The 15,908-nt window shown below is 64.2% G+C and carries 14 protein-coding genes; 3 read left to right on the top strand and 11 right to left on the bottom strand.

The genetic code is table 11. The annotated features are described in order from the left end of the window. Positions 1-183 precede the first annotated feature (183 nt). Positions 184-942 carry a L,D-transpeptidase gene (locus BLU15_RS17245; protein ID WP_060522069.1) on the bottom strand — a complete coding sequence of 253 codons (759 nt, stop codon included), beginning with the start codon at positions 940-942 and terminating at the stop codon, positions 184-186. A 115-nt stretch (positions 943-1,057) separates the two neighbouring features. Between BLU15_RS17245 and BLU15_RS17240 the strand changes: the two genes are divergently transcribed. Then, a complete protein-coding gene (locus BLU15_RS17240) occupies positions 1,058-1,720 on the top strand; it encodes a response regulator (protein ID WP_034805456.1) in 663 nt (220 codons plus the stop codon). Next, positions 1,720-3,093, top strand: coding sequence for an ATP-binding protein (locus BLU15_RS17235; RefSeq protein WP_090296707.1), 1,374 nt, complete (start codon positions 1,720-1,722; stop codon positions 3,091-3,093). The genes BLU15_RS17240 and BLU15_RS17235 overlap by 1 nt, the downstream gene beginning before the upstream one ends. A 66-nt stretch (positions 3,094-3,159) precedes the next feature. Here BLU15_RS17235 and BLU15_RS17230 read toward each other — a convergent pair whose 3' ends face one another. The 10 genes from BLU15_RS17230 to BLU15_RS17185 form a co-directional block, all read right to left on the bottom strand. Beyond that, positions 3,160-4,830, bottom strand: a complete 1,671-nt coding sequence (locus BLU15_RS17230) for an ABC transporter ATP-binding protein (protein WP_090296703.1) — start codon at positions 4,828-4,830, stop codon at positions 3,160-3,162. Then, the gene (locus BLU15_RS17225; protein ID WP_090296700.1) at positions 4,827-5,771 is read right to left on the bottom strand and encodes an acetamidase/formamidase family protein; all 945 of its coding nucleotides are present in this window, start codon (positions 5,769-5,771) and stop codon (positions 4,827-4,829) included. The genes BLU15_RS17230 and BLU15_RS17225 overlap by 4 nt, the downstream gene beginning before the upstream one ends. A gap of 60 nt (positions 5,772-5,831) precedes the next feature. Next, positions 5,832-7,451 (bottom strand): ABC transporter substrate-binding protein, encoded by a 1,620-nt coding sequence (locus BLU15_RS17220; protein WP_090296698.1) that lies wholly within the window; start codon positions 7,449-7,451, stop codon positions 5,832-5,834. A gap of 29 nt (positions 7,452-7,480) precedes the next feature. Beyond that, on the bottom strand, positions 7,481-8,401 hold the full coding sequence (locus tag BLU15_RS17215) for an ABC transporter permease (protein WP_090296696.1): 921 nt from the start codon (positions 8,399-8,401) through the stop codon (positions 7,481-7,483). Position 8,402: 1 nt separating this feature from the next. Next, the gene (locus BLU15_RS17210; RefSeq protein ID WP_034805438.1) at positions 8,403-9,251 is read right to left on the bottom strand and encodes an ABC transporter permease; all 849 of its coding nucleotides are present in this window, start codon (positions 9,249-9,251) and stop codon (positions 8,403-8,405) included. Beyond that, positions 9,251-9,832: an ANTAR domain-containing response regulator gene (locus tag BLU15_RS17205; RefSeq protein WP_060530382.1), complete on the bottom strand. Its 582-nt coding sequence runs from the start codon at positions 9,830-9,832 to the stop codon at positions 9,251-9,253. Before BLU15_RS17205 ends, BLU15_RS17210 begins: the two co-directional genes overlap by 1 nt. After that, positions 9,829-10,965: a transporter substrate-binding protein gene (locus tag BLU15_RS17200; protein ID WP_060521916.1), complete on the bottom strand. Its 1,137-nt coding sequence runs from the start codon at positions 10,963-10,965 to the stop codon at positions 9,829-9,831. Before BLU15_RS17200 ends, BLU15_RS17205 begins: the two co-directional genes overlap by 4 nt. A gap of 303 nt (positions 10,966-11,268) precedes the next feature. Further along, a complete protein-coding gene (locus tag BLU15_RS17195; protein ID WP_176960304.1) occupies positions 11,269-13,761 on the bottom strand; it encodes a TonB-dependent receptor in 2,493 nt (830 codons plus the stop codon). A 93-nt stretch (positions 13,762-13,854) separates the two neighbouring features. After that, a complete protein-coding gene (locus tag BLU15_RS17190) occupies positions 13,855-14,796 on the bottom strand; it encodes a FecR family protein (protein WP_127889785.1) in 942 nt (313 codons plus the stop codon). Continuing rightward, entirely contained in the window at positions 14,793-15,317 is a 525-nt protein-coding gene (locus BLU15_RS17185; protein ID WP_034805426.1) for an RNA polymerase sigma factor, read from the bottom strand. The genes BLU15_RS17190 and BLU15_RS17185 overlap by 4 nt, the downstream gene beginning before the upstream one ends. A 409-nt stretch (positions 15,318-15,726) precedes the next feature. Between BLU15_RS17185 and BLU15_RS17180 the strand changes: the two genes are divergently transcribed. Then, positions 15,727-15,908, top strand: a 182-nt coding sequence (locus tag BLU15_RS17180; RefSeq protein WP_143034224.1) for an IS110 family transposase, incomplete at its 3' end; no start/stop codon positions are given.

Here is a 15,908-nt window from a genome sequence, read left to right as displayed (position 1 = left end):
GACACTGTATTCAATTCCAGAGTTGGAGATTTCGGTTGGGAGGTCCGAGGGGAGGCCCAAGGCTGTTGGGCCGAACCGTGACCGAAATGTGGTGAAAATCTTTCTTTGGCGTGGATCGCTTGCGCGAGGCGGTACTCGTTTTCGAAGTGTTGCAGAATTCCCGCGCTCGCTGCCTGCCCTCACCTAACCGATCGCCATGTCGCCCTTGGTCGGATCCGGAATGACGACGATGGTGCTGCCGTCGCGGACCTGATCATGGAGGTAGACGACATCCTGATTGAGCAGGCGAATGCAGCCGGAAGAGACCGCCTTGCCGATCGAAAATGCCTCGGGACTGCCATGGATGCGGTAGAGCGTGTCCTTGCCGTCCTTATGGATATAGAGCGCGCGGGCGCCGAGCGGGTTCTTGATGCCCGGGGGCATGCCGCCATTGGCGATGCTGTAGGGCTGGAGTTTCGGCTGACGCGCGACCATCTCGTCGGGCGGCGTCCAGCGCGGCCATTTGCGCTTGTAGGCGACGATCGCCCGGCCCGACCAGGCAAAGCCCTCGCGCCCGACGCCGATGCCGTAGCGCATCGCCCGCCCGCCCGGCAGCACGTGATAGAGGTATTTCGCGGGCGTATCGACGATCAGCGTGCCGGGCCGCTCACTGGTCGGATAATCCACCTCCTGCCGCCAGAACTTCGGATCGACCTCGGCGATCTTCACCTCAGGGATCGGAAACTGCTCGTCGGGCATCGCATAGTACATCGGCGGCACCGTCCGGCCGGCTGAGGGGCGGACGGGCGTGACGGCTGCCGGCACCACCGCCGGTGTCGGGCGGGCGGTCGCGCAGCCGGTGACGATCAGCGAGGCCGCGCCGATGACAAGGCTGCGGCGGGTCAGCGTGATGCCGGTCTTGTGATCGGCCGTGGAGGAAGAAGGCTCGTGTGCTTCGGTCATATCGGGCATTCAACGATTCGATTGTTGCAATGCCGCCTCAGAGGGAAGTCCTACCTTAAGGCTGCCTTAAGGGAGCGATTAAAGGATCGCGCTCTCAGAAATGTTAGGAGTAGCGATGCGAGTCCTGATCGTCGAAGACGACGATATCCTTAGAGACGGCCTGAAGGTCGGCCTGGCGCTGGCGGGCTTCACCACCGATGCCGTCGGCACCTGCGATGCGGCCGCGACGGCGCTTGCCGCCAACGGCTTCGACGCGGTCGTGCTCGACCTGATGCTGCCCGACGGCTCCGGTCTCGACATTCTGCGGGACCTGCGCGCCAGGCAGAGCGACATTCCGGTGCTGCTGTTGACCGCACGCGACACCGTGCGCGATCGCGTCGCCGGCCTCGACACTGGCGCCGACGACTATCTCGGCAAACCCTTCGACCTCGACGAGGTCGCCGCCAGGCTTCGGGCGCTGGCGCGACGCTCCAGCGGCCGGGCGAGCGCCGCGCTGGAATGGTCGACGCTCAGGCTCGATCCGGCCAGGCAATCGGTGGAACAGGCGGGCAAGCCGGTGCAACTCTCGCGGCGCGAATATTCCATCCTGCATACGCTGATGTCGCACCCGGGGGTGATCTTCTCCAAGACCAAGCTGGAAGACAAACTCTACGGCTGGCAGGAGGAAATCGAGAGCAACGCCGTGGAGGTGCACATCCACCATCTGCGCAACAAGCTCGGCCCGGGACTGATCGAAACCATCCGGGGCATCGGCTACCGGCTGGGCGGAGCCGGCTGATGCAATCGCTGCGCGCCCGGCTTTTCGCCATCCTCCTGATCACGACGGGGCTCCTGTGGCTATCGGCCACCGTCTGGATCTTCCTCAGCACCCGCGCCGAAGTCGAGCGCGTGCTCGACGCGCGGCTGATGGAGGCGGCGCGCATGGTGAATTCGCTGATCGTCAGCCCAGACATGATGAAGGAAGAAGGCGACACCCATGCCAACCGCCCGGCACAGAGCGCGATCAGGATCCCGCTGCTGGAGCACCCGCATTACGACCGGCAGCTCTCCTGCCAGATCTGGTCGCTGGACGGAACTCTGATCGGCAAGTCGGACAGCGCGCCCGACACAACGCTTGCGCCCCACGCCATGGGCTTTTCCGAAACCGTTATCAACGGCGAGACCTGGCGTGTCTTTGCGGTGGAGAATGCGAGCCTCGGCGTGCGCGTTCTCGTCGGTGACAACCTGCGCATCCGCGACCGGCTGGTCAACGACCTGGTCAAGGGGCTGTTGCTGCCGGCGCTGCTGATCATTCCGCTTCTGGCCGTGCTGATCTGGCTCTGCGTCGGGCGGGGCCTCGCGCCGCTGCGCAAGCTTGCCGGCGACCTTGCCGCGCGTGAAGCCTCCGACCTGCACGCGATCGAGGACACCGGCACGACGCGCGAGATCAGCCCGGTCTTGAAGTCGCTGAACGGCCTTTTTGCCCGTGTCGCCGGCGCCCGCGAGCGCGAGCAGAATTTCATCGCGTTTGCCGCCCACGAGCTGCGTACGCCGCTGGCGGGCCTCAAGACGCAGGCGCAGGTGGCGCTCGCCAGCGACGACGGCGAAATCCGCGAGAAGGCGCTCGGCCAGATCGTCGCCGGTGTCGACCGGACCGGCAAGCTGGTGCGGCAACTGCTCGATATTGCCTCGGTCGAAGCCACCGAGAGCGGCAGGCCGGCGGCCGGTTTTGATGTCGGCGAGATGCTGACAAGTCTTCGCACCGAACTCGCCGGCCAGGCGCGTCGCGTCGATGTTGTCGTCGACGGGGCGATGTCCGGTCTCAGGATCAATATGGATCCGGACCTCTTCCGGCTCGCGGCGCGCAACCTGCTCGAAAACGCCATCAACCATTCGCCACCGGGCGCAACGGTCTCTTGCCACGCCGAGATACGAGGCCAGCATCTGGTCATCGCGATCGACGACGAGGGGCCTGGCATCCCCGAGGAGGAAATGCCGCGCGTGACCGAGCGCTTCTTCCGCGGCCGGTTCAAGGCGGCGGCCGGCAGCGGGCTCGGCCTCAGCATCGTCGAGCGTGCGCTTGACCGAACCGGCGCCGAACTCGAACTGCGCAACCGACCGACCGGCGGCCTCTCGGCTCGCATCGTATTGTCGCAAGCCCTCGCGCCGTGAGCGATCGGGATTGTTTCAAACAGAGGGGGATGCGGGCGGAGACCGCACCCGTGTTGTCGTCTCGCTCTAAGCGCTTTTCCGCATCGGTGGGTCCGGCAGCGGCACCGCGGCCATCAGCGCCCGGGTGTAGGCGTCCTGCGGATCCTCGAACACGGCGCGGCGCGTCCCCATCTCGACGATGCGGCCTCCGCGCATGACGGCGACATGGTGCGACATCCGCTCGATCACAGCCATGTCGTGCGAGACGAAGAGATAGGCAAGACCCATCGTCTCCTGCAGTTCGAGCATCAGATCAAGCACGCGTGCCCGCACTGACACGTCGAGCGCGGCCACGCTTTCATCCGCGACAATCAGCTTCGGATTGACCGCCAGCGCGCGGGCAATGCAGATGCGCTGCCGCTGTCCCCCGGAGAACTCGTGCGGATAGCGGCTGGCAGCATCGGGCCCAAGCCCGACACGGCGCAACAGATCGGCGACGCGATCCGTGCGTTCGCTGCGATTGCCGATGCCATGGATGAGCAGCGGCTCGGCGATCGCCGCCCCGACCGCCATGCGCGGGTCGAGCGAGGCATAGGGATCCTGAAAGATCATCTGCGCGGAGCGGCGCACGGGCCGCATCTGGCGTTGCGACAGCGCGCCGATCTGCTGGCCGTCGATCGCCACATCGCCATCGAATGGAATGAGGCCGAGCACCGCCTTGCCGGTGGTCGACTTGCCCGATCCGCTTTCGCCGACGAGCCCCAGCGTCTCACCGGGGAAGATGTCGAAGGAAACGTCGCTGACGGCGGCGGCCAGCTTCTTTCCGCCCAACAGTCCGCTGGGCTTTTTTCCGTAGTGGACAGCGAGGTCACGCACGGACAGGACTGGGCTCGCCGCCCGCGAGACGGATGCCGCAGCCGTTGCGGCGATGCGCGGCGGGCCGTCGGTGCCGGCATGCGCCCCCAGCCTCGGCACGGCCGCCAATAGCTCCTGCGTGTAACGCTCCCGCGGCGATCGAAAGATCGGCAGTACGTCGCCCTGCTCGACGATGCGGCCCTGCTGCATGATGACCACGCGGTCCGCCATCTGCGCGACCACGCCCATGTCATGGGTGATCAGCACAATCGAAGCGCCGAATTCCCGCTTCAGTTCCTTCATCAGCGTCAGGATCTGCGCCTGCACGGTAACGTCGAGTGCCGTCGTCGGCTCGTCGGCGATCAGCACCTTGGGTCGGCACGAGAGTGCCATCGCGATCATCACGCGCTGCCGCATGCCGCCGGAAAGCTCGTGCGGATATTGCGTCATGCGCCGCGCCGGCTCGGTGATGTGCACCGCATCCAGCATGCGCAGGGCGACGGCACTCGCCGTTCCCCCCTCGGAACCCTGATGTTCGCGAATGGCCTCGGTCAGTTGCTCGCCGATCGACATCACGGGATTGAGCGATGTCATTGGCTCCTGAAAGACCATCGCGACATCGCCGCCGCGCACGCTGCGCATCGCGCTGTTGGAGAGTTTCGAGAGTTCGCGCCCTTCGAGCTTGATGCTGCCGGAGGCGATCCGCAGCGAGGCTTTCGGCAGGAGCCCCATGACAGCAAGCGAAGTCACGGATTTGCCCGAGCCGCTCTCGCCGGCAATGCACAGCGTTTCGCCGCTCATGAGGTTGAAGCTGACGGCATCAAGGACCCTTCGCGGCCCTTGCGGCGTCAGCGCATCGACGCAGAGGCCATCGATGCCGAGCACGGGTGCTGCCGTTGTCACGAAAAGACGATCCTCGGGAAGTAGAAGGAAACGACCCAGTTCGGAGCGTCGACGATCTCGCTGATGCGGAGGTCGCCGCAGACCGAGCAGAGCAGATAGGCATCGACCGGACTCAAGCCGTGTTCGGCGCCAAGCAGGTCGATCATGCGCATCAGGCTTTCGCGCGCGCCGGTCATCAGATCCGGGCCGATGCCGGTCGTCACCTCGTAACCGGCAGCATCCAGATGACGGGTCACCGGACCCGGCGTAGTGAACCGCGGGCTGGCGAGACGGGCATCCTTGACGAGCTCGATCGTGGCTTCGACCTCCATCTGGCTCTCGATCGCGGTGCCACAGACCTCGCCGTCGCCCTGGGCTGCGTGGGTGTCGCCGATGGAAAACAGCGCGCCCTCCACCTCGACCGGCAGATAGAGGGTGACGCCCGATGTGAGATCGCGAATGTCGAGATTGCCGCCGACCCGGCGCGGCGGCACCACCGAATGCAGGCCCGGTTCGGCCCGCGCGACGCCGATCGTGCCGGCGAAGGGCTTCAGCGGCACGCGGCCGCCCGGTCCATAGAGCGCCGGTGCCATGGTATTCGCATCATAGGACCACATGTGCAGCGCCGGATCGGTGAACTGATCGGCGAGCAGGCCGAAGCCCGGAATGTTGGCCGTCCAGCCAACGCCCGAGGGCACGAAGCGGCGGATCGTCACCTTCAGCGCGTCGCCGGGCGCAGCACCTTCGACATAGACAGGCCCCGTCACCGGATTGATCTTCTCGAAATCGAGCGAGGCCAATGTCTCAAGCGTTGAGCCAGCGCCGAGCTGCCCGCCGGAAGAATCCAGGCATTCGAAATGGATGGTCTCACCGGGCTTGGCGATCAGCGTCGGCTCGAAGTCGCGGTTCCAGCCGAAATGATGCTTGGCGCGATGGATGGTGTGTGTGCAGGCAACGCACATGAAATCTCTCCCAAACTCATGAAGAGGCTCCCCGAAGACGACCTCCGGAGAGCCCGACGCTTATTGCTTCACGAAGATCGCGTCGTAGTTGATGACCCGGGTCGGATCGACGTAGATCTCGCCCTCGCCACCCATTCGCGGCGACTTGGCGACGACGCGGCGCTCGTTGGTGACGGGCACCCACGGCGCATCGGCCATAATGTCGGTGAAGATCTTGCCCCATTCCGCCTGCCGCTCGGCCGCCTTTGCCGGATCGGACATGGAATCGGCGGCAACGGCGCGCTTGTCGAGTGCCTCGTTGCAGTACCACGACCAGTTCCAGCCGCCCTGGACCGCACCGGAGCAGCCGAGGATCGGGCCGTAGAAGTTCGACGGGTCCGGGAAGTCGGCGATCCAGGCCATACCACCCGACCAGATCATCGGCGCTTCGCCTTCGGTGCCGCCGGCGGCAATGACGTTGGCCTGGGCCAGCGCCCGCACCTCCGCCTTGATGCCGATGGCGGCCAGATCCTGCTGGATCGCCTGGGCGATGCGCGGCTGCGGGTCGGTGTTGGTCGAATAGAGCACCGTCTCGAAGCCATCGCCATGTCCGGCCTCGGCGAGCAGGGCCTTCGCCTTCTCGACGTCATAGTCATAACCGGTGAACGCCTTGTCGTAACCCGGCATCAGCGGCGGCAGCGGCTGGTTGGCGGGCGTCGCGCGACCATTGAGGATGCGGGTGATACGCTCCTTGTTGATCGCCATATTGACGGCCTGACGAACCTTTACGTCGTCGAGGGGCTTCACCTTGGTGTTGAGCGTGACATAGCCGGTATGGAGCTGCTGTCCATCGACGATAATCTCGGCGCCTTCAGGCGAATTCTTGATTTCGAGGAATTTTGCCGGCGGAATACCGTCCCCGGCAATATCGACCTCCCCCTTCTGCAGTCGCAGCAGCGCCACCAGCGGCTCCTGGCCGACCTCGACCGTGAACTTGTCGATATGCGGCATGTCCTTGACGAAATAGTCGGGGTTGCGCTCGAAGGTCAGGCTCTGACCGACGGTCCAGTCCTTGAGGACGAAGGTGCCGGAGCCGACCGGCTTGTTGCCGAAGTCGCCGGCGGCAGCCTCGACCGCTTCCTTTGGCACGACCGAGGCGAAGTTGACGGCGAGCACGTGCAGGAAGGTTGCGTCCGGGCGCGACAGGTGGAAGACGACAGTCGCATCATCCGGCGCCTCAATGCCTTCAAGCGTCGCCGCCTTGCCGCCCGAGAGATCGTCGAAGCCCTTGATCGCGCCGAAGAAACCGGCGCCCGGCCCCTGCGTCTTCGGGTCGACCGCCCGTTCGATCGAATACTTCACGTCCGAGGCGACGATCTCGCGGCCGTTGGTGAATTTCACGCCCTTGCGCAGCTTGAACGTATAGGTCAGGCCATCCGGCGCGACGTCGAAGGTTTCGGCGAGCGACGGCACCAGCTCGGTGGTACCCGGCTTGTAGTCCATCAGGCGCGAGAACAGGCTCTTGATCATCGACCAGTTGACCCAGTCGTAGCCGATGGCGGGATCGAGCGTGGCGATATCGTCCTTGTAGGTGATGACGATATCTCCGCCCTGTTTCGGCGCATCCTGTGCAAGGGCCGAGAGCGGTGCTGCGAGCAGTGCCGCAGCGACGGTTGAAGTTCGAAGCCAGCTTTTGAACATTGTTGTTCCCCTTTTTGGTTGGTTTCGGATTAGCGGGCGCGGATGCGCGGATCGATGAGCGGCGCGACGAGGTCGGCAAGGAGGTTGCCAAGCACGATCGCGAGCGCCGAGACGAGCGTCACCCCCATGATGATCGGAATGTCGACCTGCTGGATCGCCTGCCAGGCGAGCTGGCCGATGCCTGGCCAGCCATAGACGGCCTCGACGACAACGACCCCACTCATGAATTGGCCGATATCGATGCCGATCATGGCGATGACGGGTAGAAGCGCGTTCGGCAGCGCATGGCGGAAGATGATGCGGAACGAGGACAGGCCCTTGGCACGTGCGGTGCGCACATAATCCTGGTTCAAGACGTCGATCATCGCCGAGCGCACCATGCGCGCATACCAGCCGGCACCGAGGATGCCGAGCGTCAGCGCCGGCAGGACCACATGGGCGAAGCTGCCGAAGCCGCTCATCGGGAACCAGGCGAGCGTGACCGCGAAGACATAGAGCAGCAAAAGGGCCGCAACGAATTGCGGTGCCGAGACACCGACGAAGGATGCCATCATCACGAGCCGATCGACGAAACCGCCGCGCCGGATGGCCGCGACGACACCGAGAAACACGCCGAGCAGGACTTCGACGAAAATTCCGGCCGCCATCAGGATCAGCGTTGCCGGCAGGCGCGCCGCGATCAAGGTACCGACATCGGTCTTCTGCGCGTAGGAGCGACCGAGATCGCCCTGCACCAGCCCCTGGAGATAGCTCCAGAACTGAACGAGCAGCGGCTGGTCGAGCCCGAGTTCCCGACGAATGTTGGCGACCGTCTGCGTCGTTGCGCTGCGCCCGGCGATCATGCGCGCCGGGTCGGCGGGAAGCGCATAGAGCAACAGGAAGGTGATGGCGGCAACGCCGAGCAGGATGAGCGCGGTCTGCACGAGACGGCGCAGCAGAAGGAATGCCATCTCAGCCCCTCCCGCGTTGCGTCGGGTCGAGGATATCGCGGAGCGCATCGCCGACCAGATTGAAGGAGAGCGCGGTCAAAAGGATGACGGCGCCGGGGATGAACACCAGCCAGGGCGCGGCCTGGAAATAGCTCTGGCTCTCGAAGATGATGTTACCCCAGGAGGGTGTCGGCGGCTGGACGCCGATGCCGAGGAAGGAGAGCGTCGCTTCGAGCAGCACCGTGGTTGCGATGCCGAGCGTGCCCCAGACGATCGCCGTCGGCACCAGATGCGGCAGGATGTGGTGAAACAGGATGCGCCCGTGGCCGGCACCGAGCGAGCGCTCGGCGAGGATGAAGTCGCGTTCAACCAAGCCACGGGTCTCGGTATAGACGATGCGGGCGACCTGGACCCAGTTGACGAGCGCGATCACCATGGCGACGATCCAGAGGCTTGGGCGCAGCAGTGCGGCAAGCACGATCGCCAGCAGCAGCGCCGGAAAGGCCATCATCAGGTCGGTGAAGCGCATCAGTGCGCTGCCGATAAGGCCCCGCATGTAGCCCGAGAGAATGCCTATCATGAGCCCGATCGAGACGGCAACGCCATTGGCGACGAGGCCGATGACGAGCGAAGTTCGGGCGCCATAGAGCAGGCGCGAAAAGAGGTCGCGGCCGAGCGTATCGGTACCGAGCAGGAACTGAGCACTCGGCGGCAACGGCGCGCCTTCGAGCGTCAGCCCGTCGAACATCTGTTCGTCCGGGCTATAGGGGGCAACCAGCGGAGCGGCCAAAGCGAGCATGACGACCAGTGCCACGACGACGAGACCGAACAGCGCCGCCGGCTGCCTGAACATGGATTTCAAAACCTGCATCAACCGGCCTCCGGCAGGGGCTCGGCACCGCCGAGGATGGAACCGGCGATCTGCTCCATCGACAGGCGCTTTTTCATCGCGCAATTGCGCAGGATTCCATAGGCTTGTTCTTCGTTGACATGGCAGGCCTGACCGATCTTCTGCACGGCGGCATGAACGAGCGGGCGCATGCGCACCCGTTCTTCGAGATGGGCGATCTTGTCGGCGACGGCGCGGCGCTCCTCGTGGATCCCAACCGCCAACACCAGGGCCGGGTAGACCGCCGAGGACGCGACCGGCTTGGCGATGATGGCCGCAACCCCCTGCCCCATCGCCCAGGCGACCCGGCCCGGTGCTTCCGAGCCGAGCAAGGCGATCAGCGGCCGTGGCGCCTGTTCGTCCTTCCAGGGCAAGAGCCCGCTCCAGCCCTGGTCAGCGTCGACGAGGATGATATCGGGCAGGTCGCGCGCATCGAGCGGCTGCCATTGTACGGTGACGTCGAAGCCGAAGAGCTTGAGCTGTCGCACCAGCCGCTCCGTCGTCTGGTCTTCGCGGTGCAGGATTGCCGCACGCCAGCCGGTGAAGTTCGGTGTTTCCCTCATGAGACGATCCGCAATTGGGGCGCCTTGCGCTTGCGCTGGCCGGTCAGATAGGGGTCGGCGGCAATTGACGGCAGCGATGTGACGATGTCGAAGCCTCCGTCGTCGCTGATGCGGCCGAGATGGAACGGCAACGCCGCATGGTGGGTCTGCGGATCGATCCTGAGCGGGCCGAGCACACTCTGATGCGCCGCTGCCGAAACAAGCTGCGTGATCGTCGCGGGATCGTCGACGCCCGCCTCGATGATCGCCTCGGCGCAAAGCTTGACGGAGGCATAGGCGCTGGCAAACAGGCTGGAGATGCGTCGCCCGGGGCCGAAGCGACTGGCAACGCGCAGCTTGAAGGCCGCATTGTCGGGCGAAACCACCGTGTCGAAATAGGAAGCGGCGCAGAGCTGGCCGGTCGCGACCCCGAGGCCAATGTCCGTCAGCTCGCACTCTTGCAGGTCGCAGCTGACGACCGGGCAATTTTCCGGCCGGAACCCCGGATCGCGCACGGCGAGCGCACGGATCGCCGCGTGGAAGGCGTAGCTGGAAGGACCGACGAGATTGTTGAGGATGAAGCTCGGCCGGCGCTGCTCGATTTCGGCGACGATCCGCTCGACCGCGGTTTCCTCGAGCGGCAGGTAACGCTCGCCGAGGATTGCGCCGCCGGCTTCCTCCACCAGCTCACGCGCCAGGCGGTTCATTTCCCAGCCCCAGACATAGTTTGCGCCGATCAGATAGGGCCGGTTGCCGAAACGCGGCAGCAGATAGTCGAGCAAGGGCAGCAAATGCTGGTTCGGGCAGCCGCCCGTATAGATCACGTTGTCGTTGGCCTCGAAGCCCTCATAGGGGCACATGTACCAGAGCAGGCCGTCGTGCTTTTCGACAAGCGGAATGACCTCCTTGCGAGCGAGCGAGGTGATGGTGCCGATGATGTGGCGGCATCCGTGGTCGCGCAGCAGCGATCTGGCGCCTTCGAGATAGCGGTCGATATTGGCTTCCGGATCGATGAAAACCGGCTCGATCCGGCCCGGATGGCTTGCCGCAATCTCCTCGATCGCCAATTCCGCGCCATCGCGACAGTCGCGGCCCATCGTCCCGTAGGGCCCGGTCGTCGAATAGAGGATGCCGATCTTTACCGCGCCGCTCATGTACCCGCCAAAAACCAAAAACCCCACGACGCCGGGCCCATCGAAGATGGGGGCATCATGGGGCGAAACTGCCCGTCGACCATCGAGGTCATGTGAATGGATTGATCATGCTCAATCTGAGAGCATGATTAAGATACGGGCAATCGACGGCTGTCAAGCAAGGATTGGCAAGCTCGCAACCTATTATACGCAACTTTACAGACAGAGGCGGGTGGAGCACCGCAATCAAGCGCCACTGCTGCGCGGAGGCGCGTAGGAGGACATTCGGCCGACCGCATGCCGGCCGGCCGGGTCCATGTCCGGTCAGAACTTGCGGCTGATCGCGATCTTGAAGTTGCGGCCGGGCATCGCCGAGATCCCGTCGCTGAGATAGGGCTCGTAGTATTTGTCGAAGATATTGTCGACCGCGAGATGCACTTCGCCACCCTCCATGAAGCCCGATGTCGGCGTCCAGTCGAGGAAGAGGCCGTGCACCGCATAGCCGGCACTCGGCGGGCGCGCGTAGGTCTGTCCGCCCTGATTGTAGGGCGTGCGGTTCTGGTCGTCGACGAAGGTGCCTGTCCAGCCGAAGGCGAGGTCCTGATCCGGTACCTTGATCCCGGCCGTCGCGATCACGGTCAGGGGCGCCAGATCGTTGATATAGGTGTCCGGTCCCCAGACGTTGTTGACGGCGCCGGTCCGCTCGCCGGTCATCCAGGACACGCCGAGATCGGCGAACATACGCTCGGTCTCGTAGTGCGTCTGCCACTCGATGCCGCGGATATCGTAGGACGGCGTGTTCCGGTAAAATGGCACGTTGCCGGTAACGTCGGCGAGGTTGGCCGTGCCGAACCGGCGCGTTACCGGATTGGAGACGTGGTTGTTGTAGATCGAAATACGCGTCGACAGCATGTCGTCGGTCGTCAGCACGTCGTTGAAGCTCAAGTCGACACCAATGTTGAAGGTGCTGTTACGCTCGACCTCCAGATCACGGCTGGTGCCGGAAGCCTTGGTAAGCACGCTCTGGGTCGAATAGATTTCGTCAATGTTGGGCACCCGCATCGCATAGGCCCAGTCGGCAAAGAACCGCACCGACGGCGTGGCTTCCCATGACAGGCTGATCGCCGGCGTCACACCCTGGTGCGACACGGCGGAATAGTCGTGCCCGGCCAGCGGATTGTTGAACCGCGGCGCCTCGTTCGGCACGCCCTTCGAGCGCACATGGTCGTAGCGCAGGCCCGGCGTCACGGCAAACGTGTCCGTCAGTTCGATCCGATCGCGAACGAAAGCGGCAAAGGTCTTCTGCGAGCCCTCGGGCATGAACCAGGGGGCGTAGTAGCCGTAGTTGTACTGCGCCTGGGTGCGGTTGGCGATGTCATACATCCAGATGTCCCGGTCATGATCCAGGTACTGAATGCCATAGTTCAGGCTGTGCGACAGTCCGCCGAGCGTGAAGTTGGAGGTATTCTCCGCTTCGAACTTGATGTCGGTGTAGGTGGCATCGTTTTCGTAGCCGCCGACGGATGCGCTGGGGTTGAGCCCCGGAATGTCGGGCCGCTTCGCATGCTGGCCGGTCGACGAGAAGCTCCCCATCATGCGGTAATTCACCAGGTCGCTGTCGCCCGTATAGCTATAGGTAAGCGTCGAGGTGAAATCCTCGATTTCACGCCAGGTGAGAAGCCGGCGCATCGCTTCCTTGTAGCCGTAGCGGGTGATGTTGTAGTCCGACGGCGCCGACTGGCCGCGGATGGCGGCCACGGGTCCCCAATTGTCGTTTTGGCCGTAGGCGACCGTCCCCCTGATCTCGTGGCCGTCATATTCGGCACCGACATTGGCAAGCAGGGTGGTCAGCTTCGAGTTGGAATAGTTGTAGACCTCGCCGCCGCCGACGCGCATGTCGCCGCTTTTGCGCCATGTGCCGGCCAGAAGGCCATCATAGGTGATGGGGCCGCCGAAATCCGACTTTCCGTAGAGCGCGCCGGTTTCGAGAAACTGCTTGTTGGCACTCTGGAAACCGGACTTGGCCCAGACGCCCCATTCTTCGCCGGGCCTGAGCATGTCGGCCGCGTCCTTGGTCTCCATCAGCACCGTGCCGCCGAAGCCGCCATTGCCATAGCGCACCGATGTCGCGCCCTTTTCGATCTCGACGCGCTTGAGCAGTTCCGGCTCGATGAAGACTGTGCCCTGGTCGTACTTCTCGAAATTCTTCGGCGCGCCGTCGAGGATGATCCGCACGTCAGACTGCCGGGCAAAGCCGCGGATGGCGAGCGTTTGTCCTTCGATGCGCACGCCACCGCCCATCGACACGCCGGGCGTCTTCTGCAGCAATTCCGGAAGGCTCGATGCCTGGGCCTTTTCGATGTCCCCGGCATCAAGGACCGCGACGTTCGGCGCGCGGTCACCGTCCTTGGCGTCGCCGCGGGCGACAATGGGCGCGAGCTTCGTGCCTTCGCCGTCTGCCGGCGTCGCGGCTTCCACCGCACCCATCAGCTTCACCGTCGAGCTGCCGACGAAACGATAGCGGACGCCCGTTCCGCTCAGCAACCGCGCCAGCGCCTCTTCGGCCGTCATCTCGCCGGAAAGGCCTGGCGTGGTGACCCCTGAGGCGACCGAGCTGTCGAACACCACCTGCAGCTTGAGCTGTGAGGCCAGGCGATTGACGGCCGTCGTCAGCTTGCCCGCAGGTACGTCGACGTGATGCCGCACCGCATCTTGCGCAAGGGCGACGGTGGTGGTGAGGGCAAACACGGTGCCTGCCATCAGCAGGTTGAGAATTCCGGATTGGCGGCGGCGGCCGGTCGTATTCGAATATGACATGATGGTTCCAGACAGAGAGATGGCCGAAACGGCCGGGGTCTGGTTTCTGGACGAACGAGGTGCCGGTTCAGGGACACCTCGTCCTCGATTTTTTTAGCGCAGGATCGTGACGTAGCGTCCGATCCGGGTGACCTTGACGTCGAAGGCTTCGGCAAGACCTTGCAATGCGCCGACGGGATCGGAGAGATCGAAGCTGCCGGACACCCGCCTGGCGCCGACGCCGGCATCGGCGATCAGGATCTTGCCGGGAACGTAGCGCCCGATTTCCTCGACGACGGACGCGATCGTGCGTTCCTCGAAAACCAGGCGCCCCTGCCGCCATGCTGCTGCCACGAATGGATCGACCGGCGTGACATCGCCGAGCCGGCCGTCATGGTCGTAGCTGACCTGCTCGTTGACCGCGACGCGGCGCGGCGGCATTGCCGCGTCCGTCGCGACCGATACGGCGTGTTCGAGAACGGTGACGCTGGTGCCGTCGTCGGTGAGGTTGACGTCGAATGCCGTCCCGAGTGCCGTCGTCGTGCCGCCTCCGGCCTTAACGACAAAGGGCCGTTGGCTGTCGGCCGCGACCTGGACGAAGGCCTCGCCACGCAGCAGCACGATCCGCCGCTCGGCGGAAGTGAACTGATAGGCGACGGCCGACTGGGCGTTGAGCTGCAGTGTCGAGCCATCCTCAAGGGTAAGAATCGGCCTTTCACCCTTGCCGGCGATGACGTCCGCCTGCATCCACAGGGCGCCGTCGAGCGCAACAAAAATGCCGGCGCCGACGCTGACGATGGCCGCCAGCGCTGTTGCGGTTTTTCGCCGCGTCCCTGTCCGCTTCACCGCCCTTTGGGCGAATTCCGGTTCGCGCCGGATCAAGAGCGATGCGTCACCGATCGCCCTTTGAGCGCGCGCAAAAATCTCGGCATGGGCAGGATCCTCCGCGCGCCAGCGTTCGAAGGCGAGCTGCAACGCTTCATCGTCGGGATCACCCGTCAGGCGGACGAGCCAATCCACCGCCTGCTCGCGCATCCTCCTGTCGCGCGCCGTCACAACACCTCCTCCAACCGGTCGAGGCAATGCAGATAGGCCTTGCGCAGATGCCGGTCGACCATGTTGCGACTGATCCCTGTGCGCATGGCGATTTCGTCCGAGGTGAGGTTGCCGATGCGGCTTGCGAGAAAGACGCGCCGCCGCTGCAGCGACATGTCCATGATCGCCCTCTTCAGGATCGCCAGCCGCCGGGGAAGATCGATGTTGGCATCAGGCGCAGTGATATCGCTGGCGACAGCCAGAGCGTCTTCTTCGCTACCGGAGAAAAGCTTGAACTCGAAGCGGTCGCGCCGCAGCCGGTCGATACCGAGATTGGCACAGGCGCGGCGCAGAAACGCCCTGAGCGACGACTTGCCCTCAAGCGGCGTGCGCCGATCGACCAACCGAACATAAAGCTCGTGAACGACCTCGTTCGCGGTTGCCGCCTGGTGACCACGCCGCCGCGTCATCGCGCAAAGCTCGTCGTAGTAGGCGACGATCGCGTCGTCGAGCATCAAATGCGAAGATGATTTCTCTGGCATGATAGGTTTCAGGGCCGATCCGGAGCCGTCGGCAGAGCGAAGATGAGAGACAGGGCGCGGTGCAGACGAGGCAGCGCCGGCGTTCATTAGCGCGTCCGTGCGGTGCGCACAACAAATATGAGTATTGTACTCATCTTTAATTTCCGAGGCCGTCAGCAGTGCAACTAGCTCGAAAGGAGGCGTTGACCTCAGGGCTCAGAGTGAGACCCTCAGGCAGGGTTCACGCCGGTTATCAGCAAGAGCCAGATTTCCGGGCGACAAGAACCGAAAGGAGGTGGCATGAAAGAGACCGCGTCCGCTGAGAGAACGGATCACTGAGATGCAGGTGATGATTGAGGGACAGCCACGCTTCCAGCCTTTCGGCTTATCCTGTTGGGGTTTTGGAGATCTCAACACGGGAGTTGGAAGCATGACTGCGTCCTATGATTACCATATCGGCGTTGATTACCACAAATCCTATAGCCATCTGGTGGTGCAGGACAGCAGCGGCAAGACGCTGCGCTCCGGCCGGGTGAAGAACGATCGCCAGTCGCTCGGCGGGTTTCTCGAGCGGTACCGCGAAAACAGCCATGCGGTTGTCGAGGCGACGCG

Origin of the sequence: Ensifer sp. YR511 (assembly GCF_900103045.1) — a bacterium.
Classification (GTDB): Bacteria; Pseudomonadota; Alphaproteobacteria; order Rhizobiales; family Rhizobiaceae; genus Ensifer; species Ensifer adhaerens.
Note: the sequence above shows the minus strand (reverse complement) of the source record. Positions and strands in the feature narration are given on the sequence as shown.

Coding starts and splice junctions, on each gene's coding strand:
- BLU15_RS17235 (WP_090296707.1), top strand. CDS start 1,720: ATGCAATCGCTGCGCGCCCGGCTTTTCGCCATCCTCCTGATCACGACG.
- BLU15_RS17185 (WP_034805426.1), bottom strand. CDS start 15,317: ATGCCAGAGAAATCATCTTCGCATTTGATGCTCGACGACGCGATCGTC.
- BLU15_RS17205 (WP_060530382.1), bottom strand. CDS start 9,832: ATGAGGGAAACACCGAACTTCACCGGCTGGCGTGCGGCAATCCTGCAC.
- BLU15_RS17200 (WP_060521916.1), bottom strand. CDS start 10,965: ATGAGCGGCGCGGTAAAGATCGGCATCCTCTATTCGACGACCGGGCCC.
- BLU15_RS17225 (WP_090296700.1), bottom strand. CDS start 5,771: ATGTGCGTTGCCTGCACACACACCATCCATCGCGCCAAGCATCATTTC.
- BLU15_RS17240 (WP_034805456.1), top strand. CDS start 1,058: ATGCGAGTCCTGATCGTCGAAGACGACGATATCCTTAGAGACGGCCTG.
- BLU15_RS17245 (WP_060522069.1), bottom strand. CDS start 942: ATGACCGAAGCACACGAGCCTTCTTCCTCCACGGCCGATCACAAGACC.
- BLU15_RS17215 (WP_090296696.1), bottom strand. CDS start 8,401: ATGGCATTCCTTCTGCTGCGCCGTCTCGTGCAGACCGCGCTCATCCTG.
- BLU15_RS17220 (WP_090296698.1), bottom strand. CDS start 7,451: ATGTTCAAAAGCTGGCTTCGAACTTCAACCGTCGCTGCGGCACTGCTC.
- BLU15_RS17195 (WP_176960304.1), bottom strand. CDS start 13,761: ATGTCATATTCGAATACGACCGGCCGCCGCCGCCAATCCGGAATTCTC.
- BLU15_RS17210 (WP_034805438.1), bottom strand. CDS start 9,251: ATGCAGGTTTTGAAATCCATGTTCAGGCAGCCGGCGGCGCTGTTCGGT.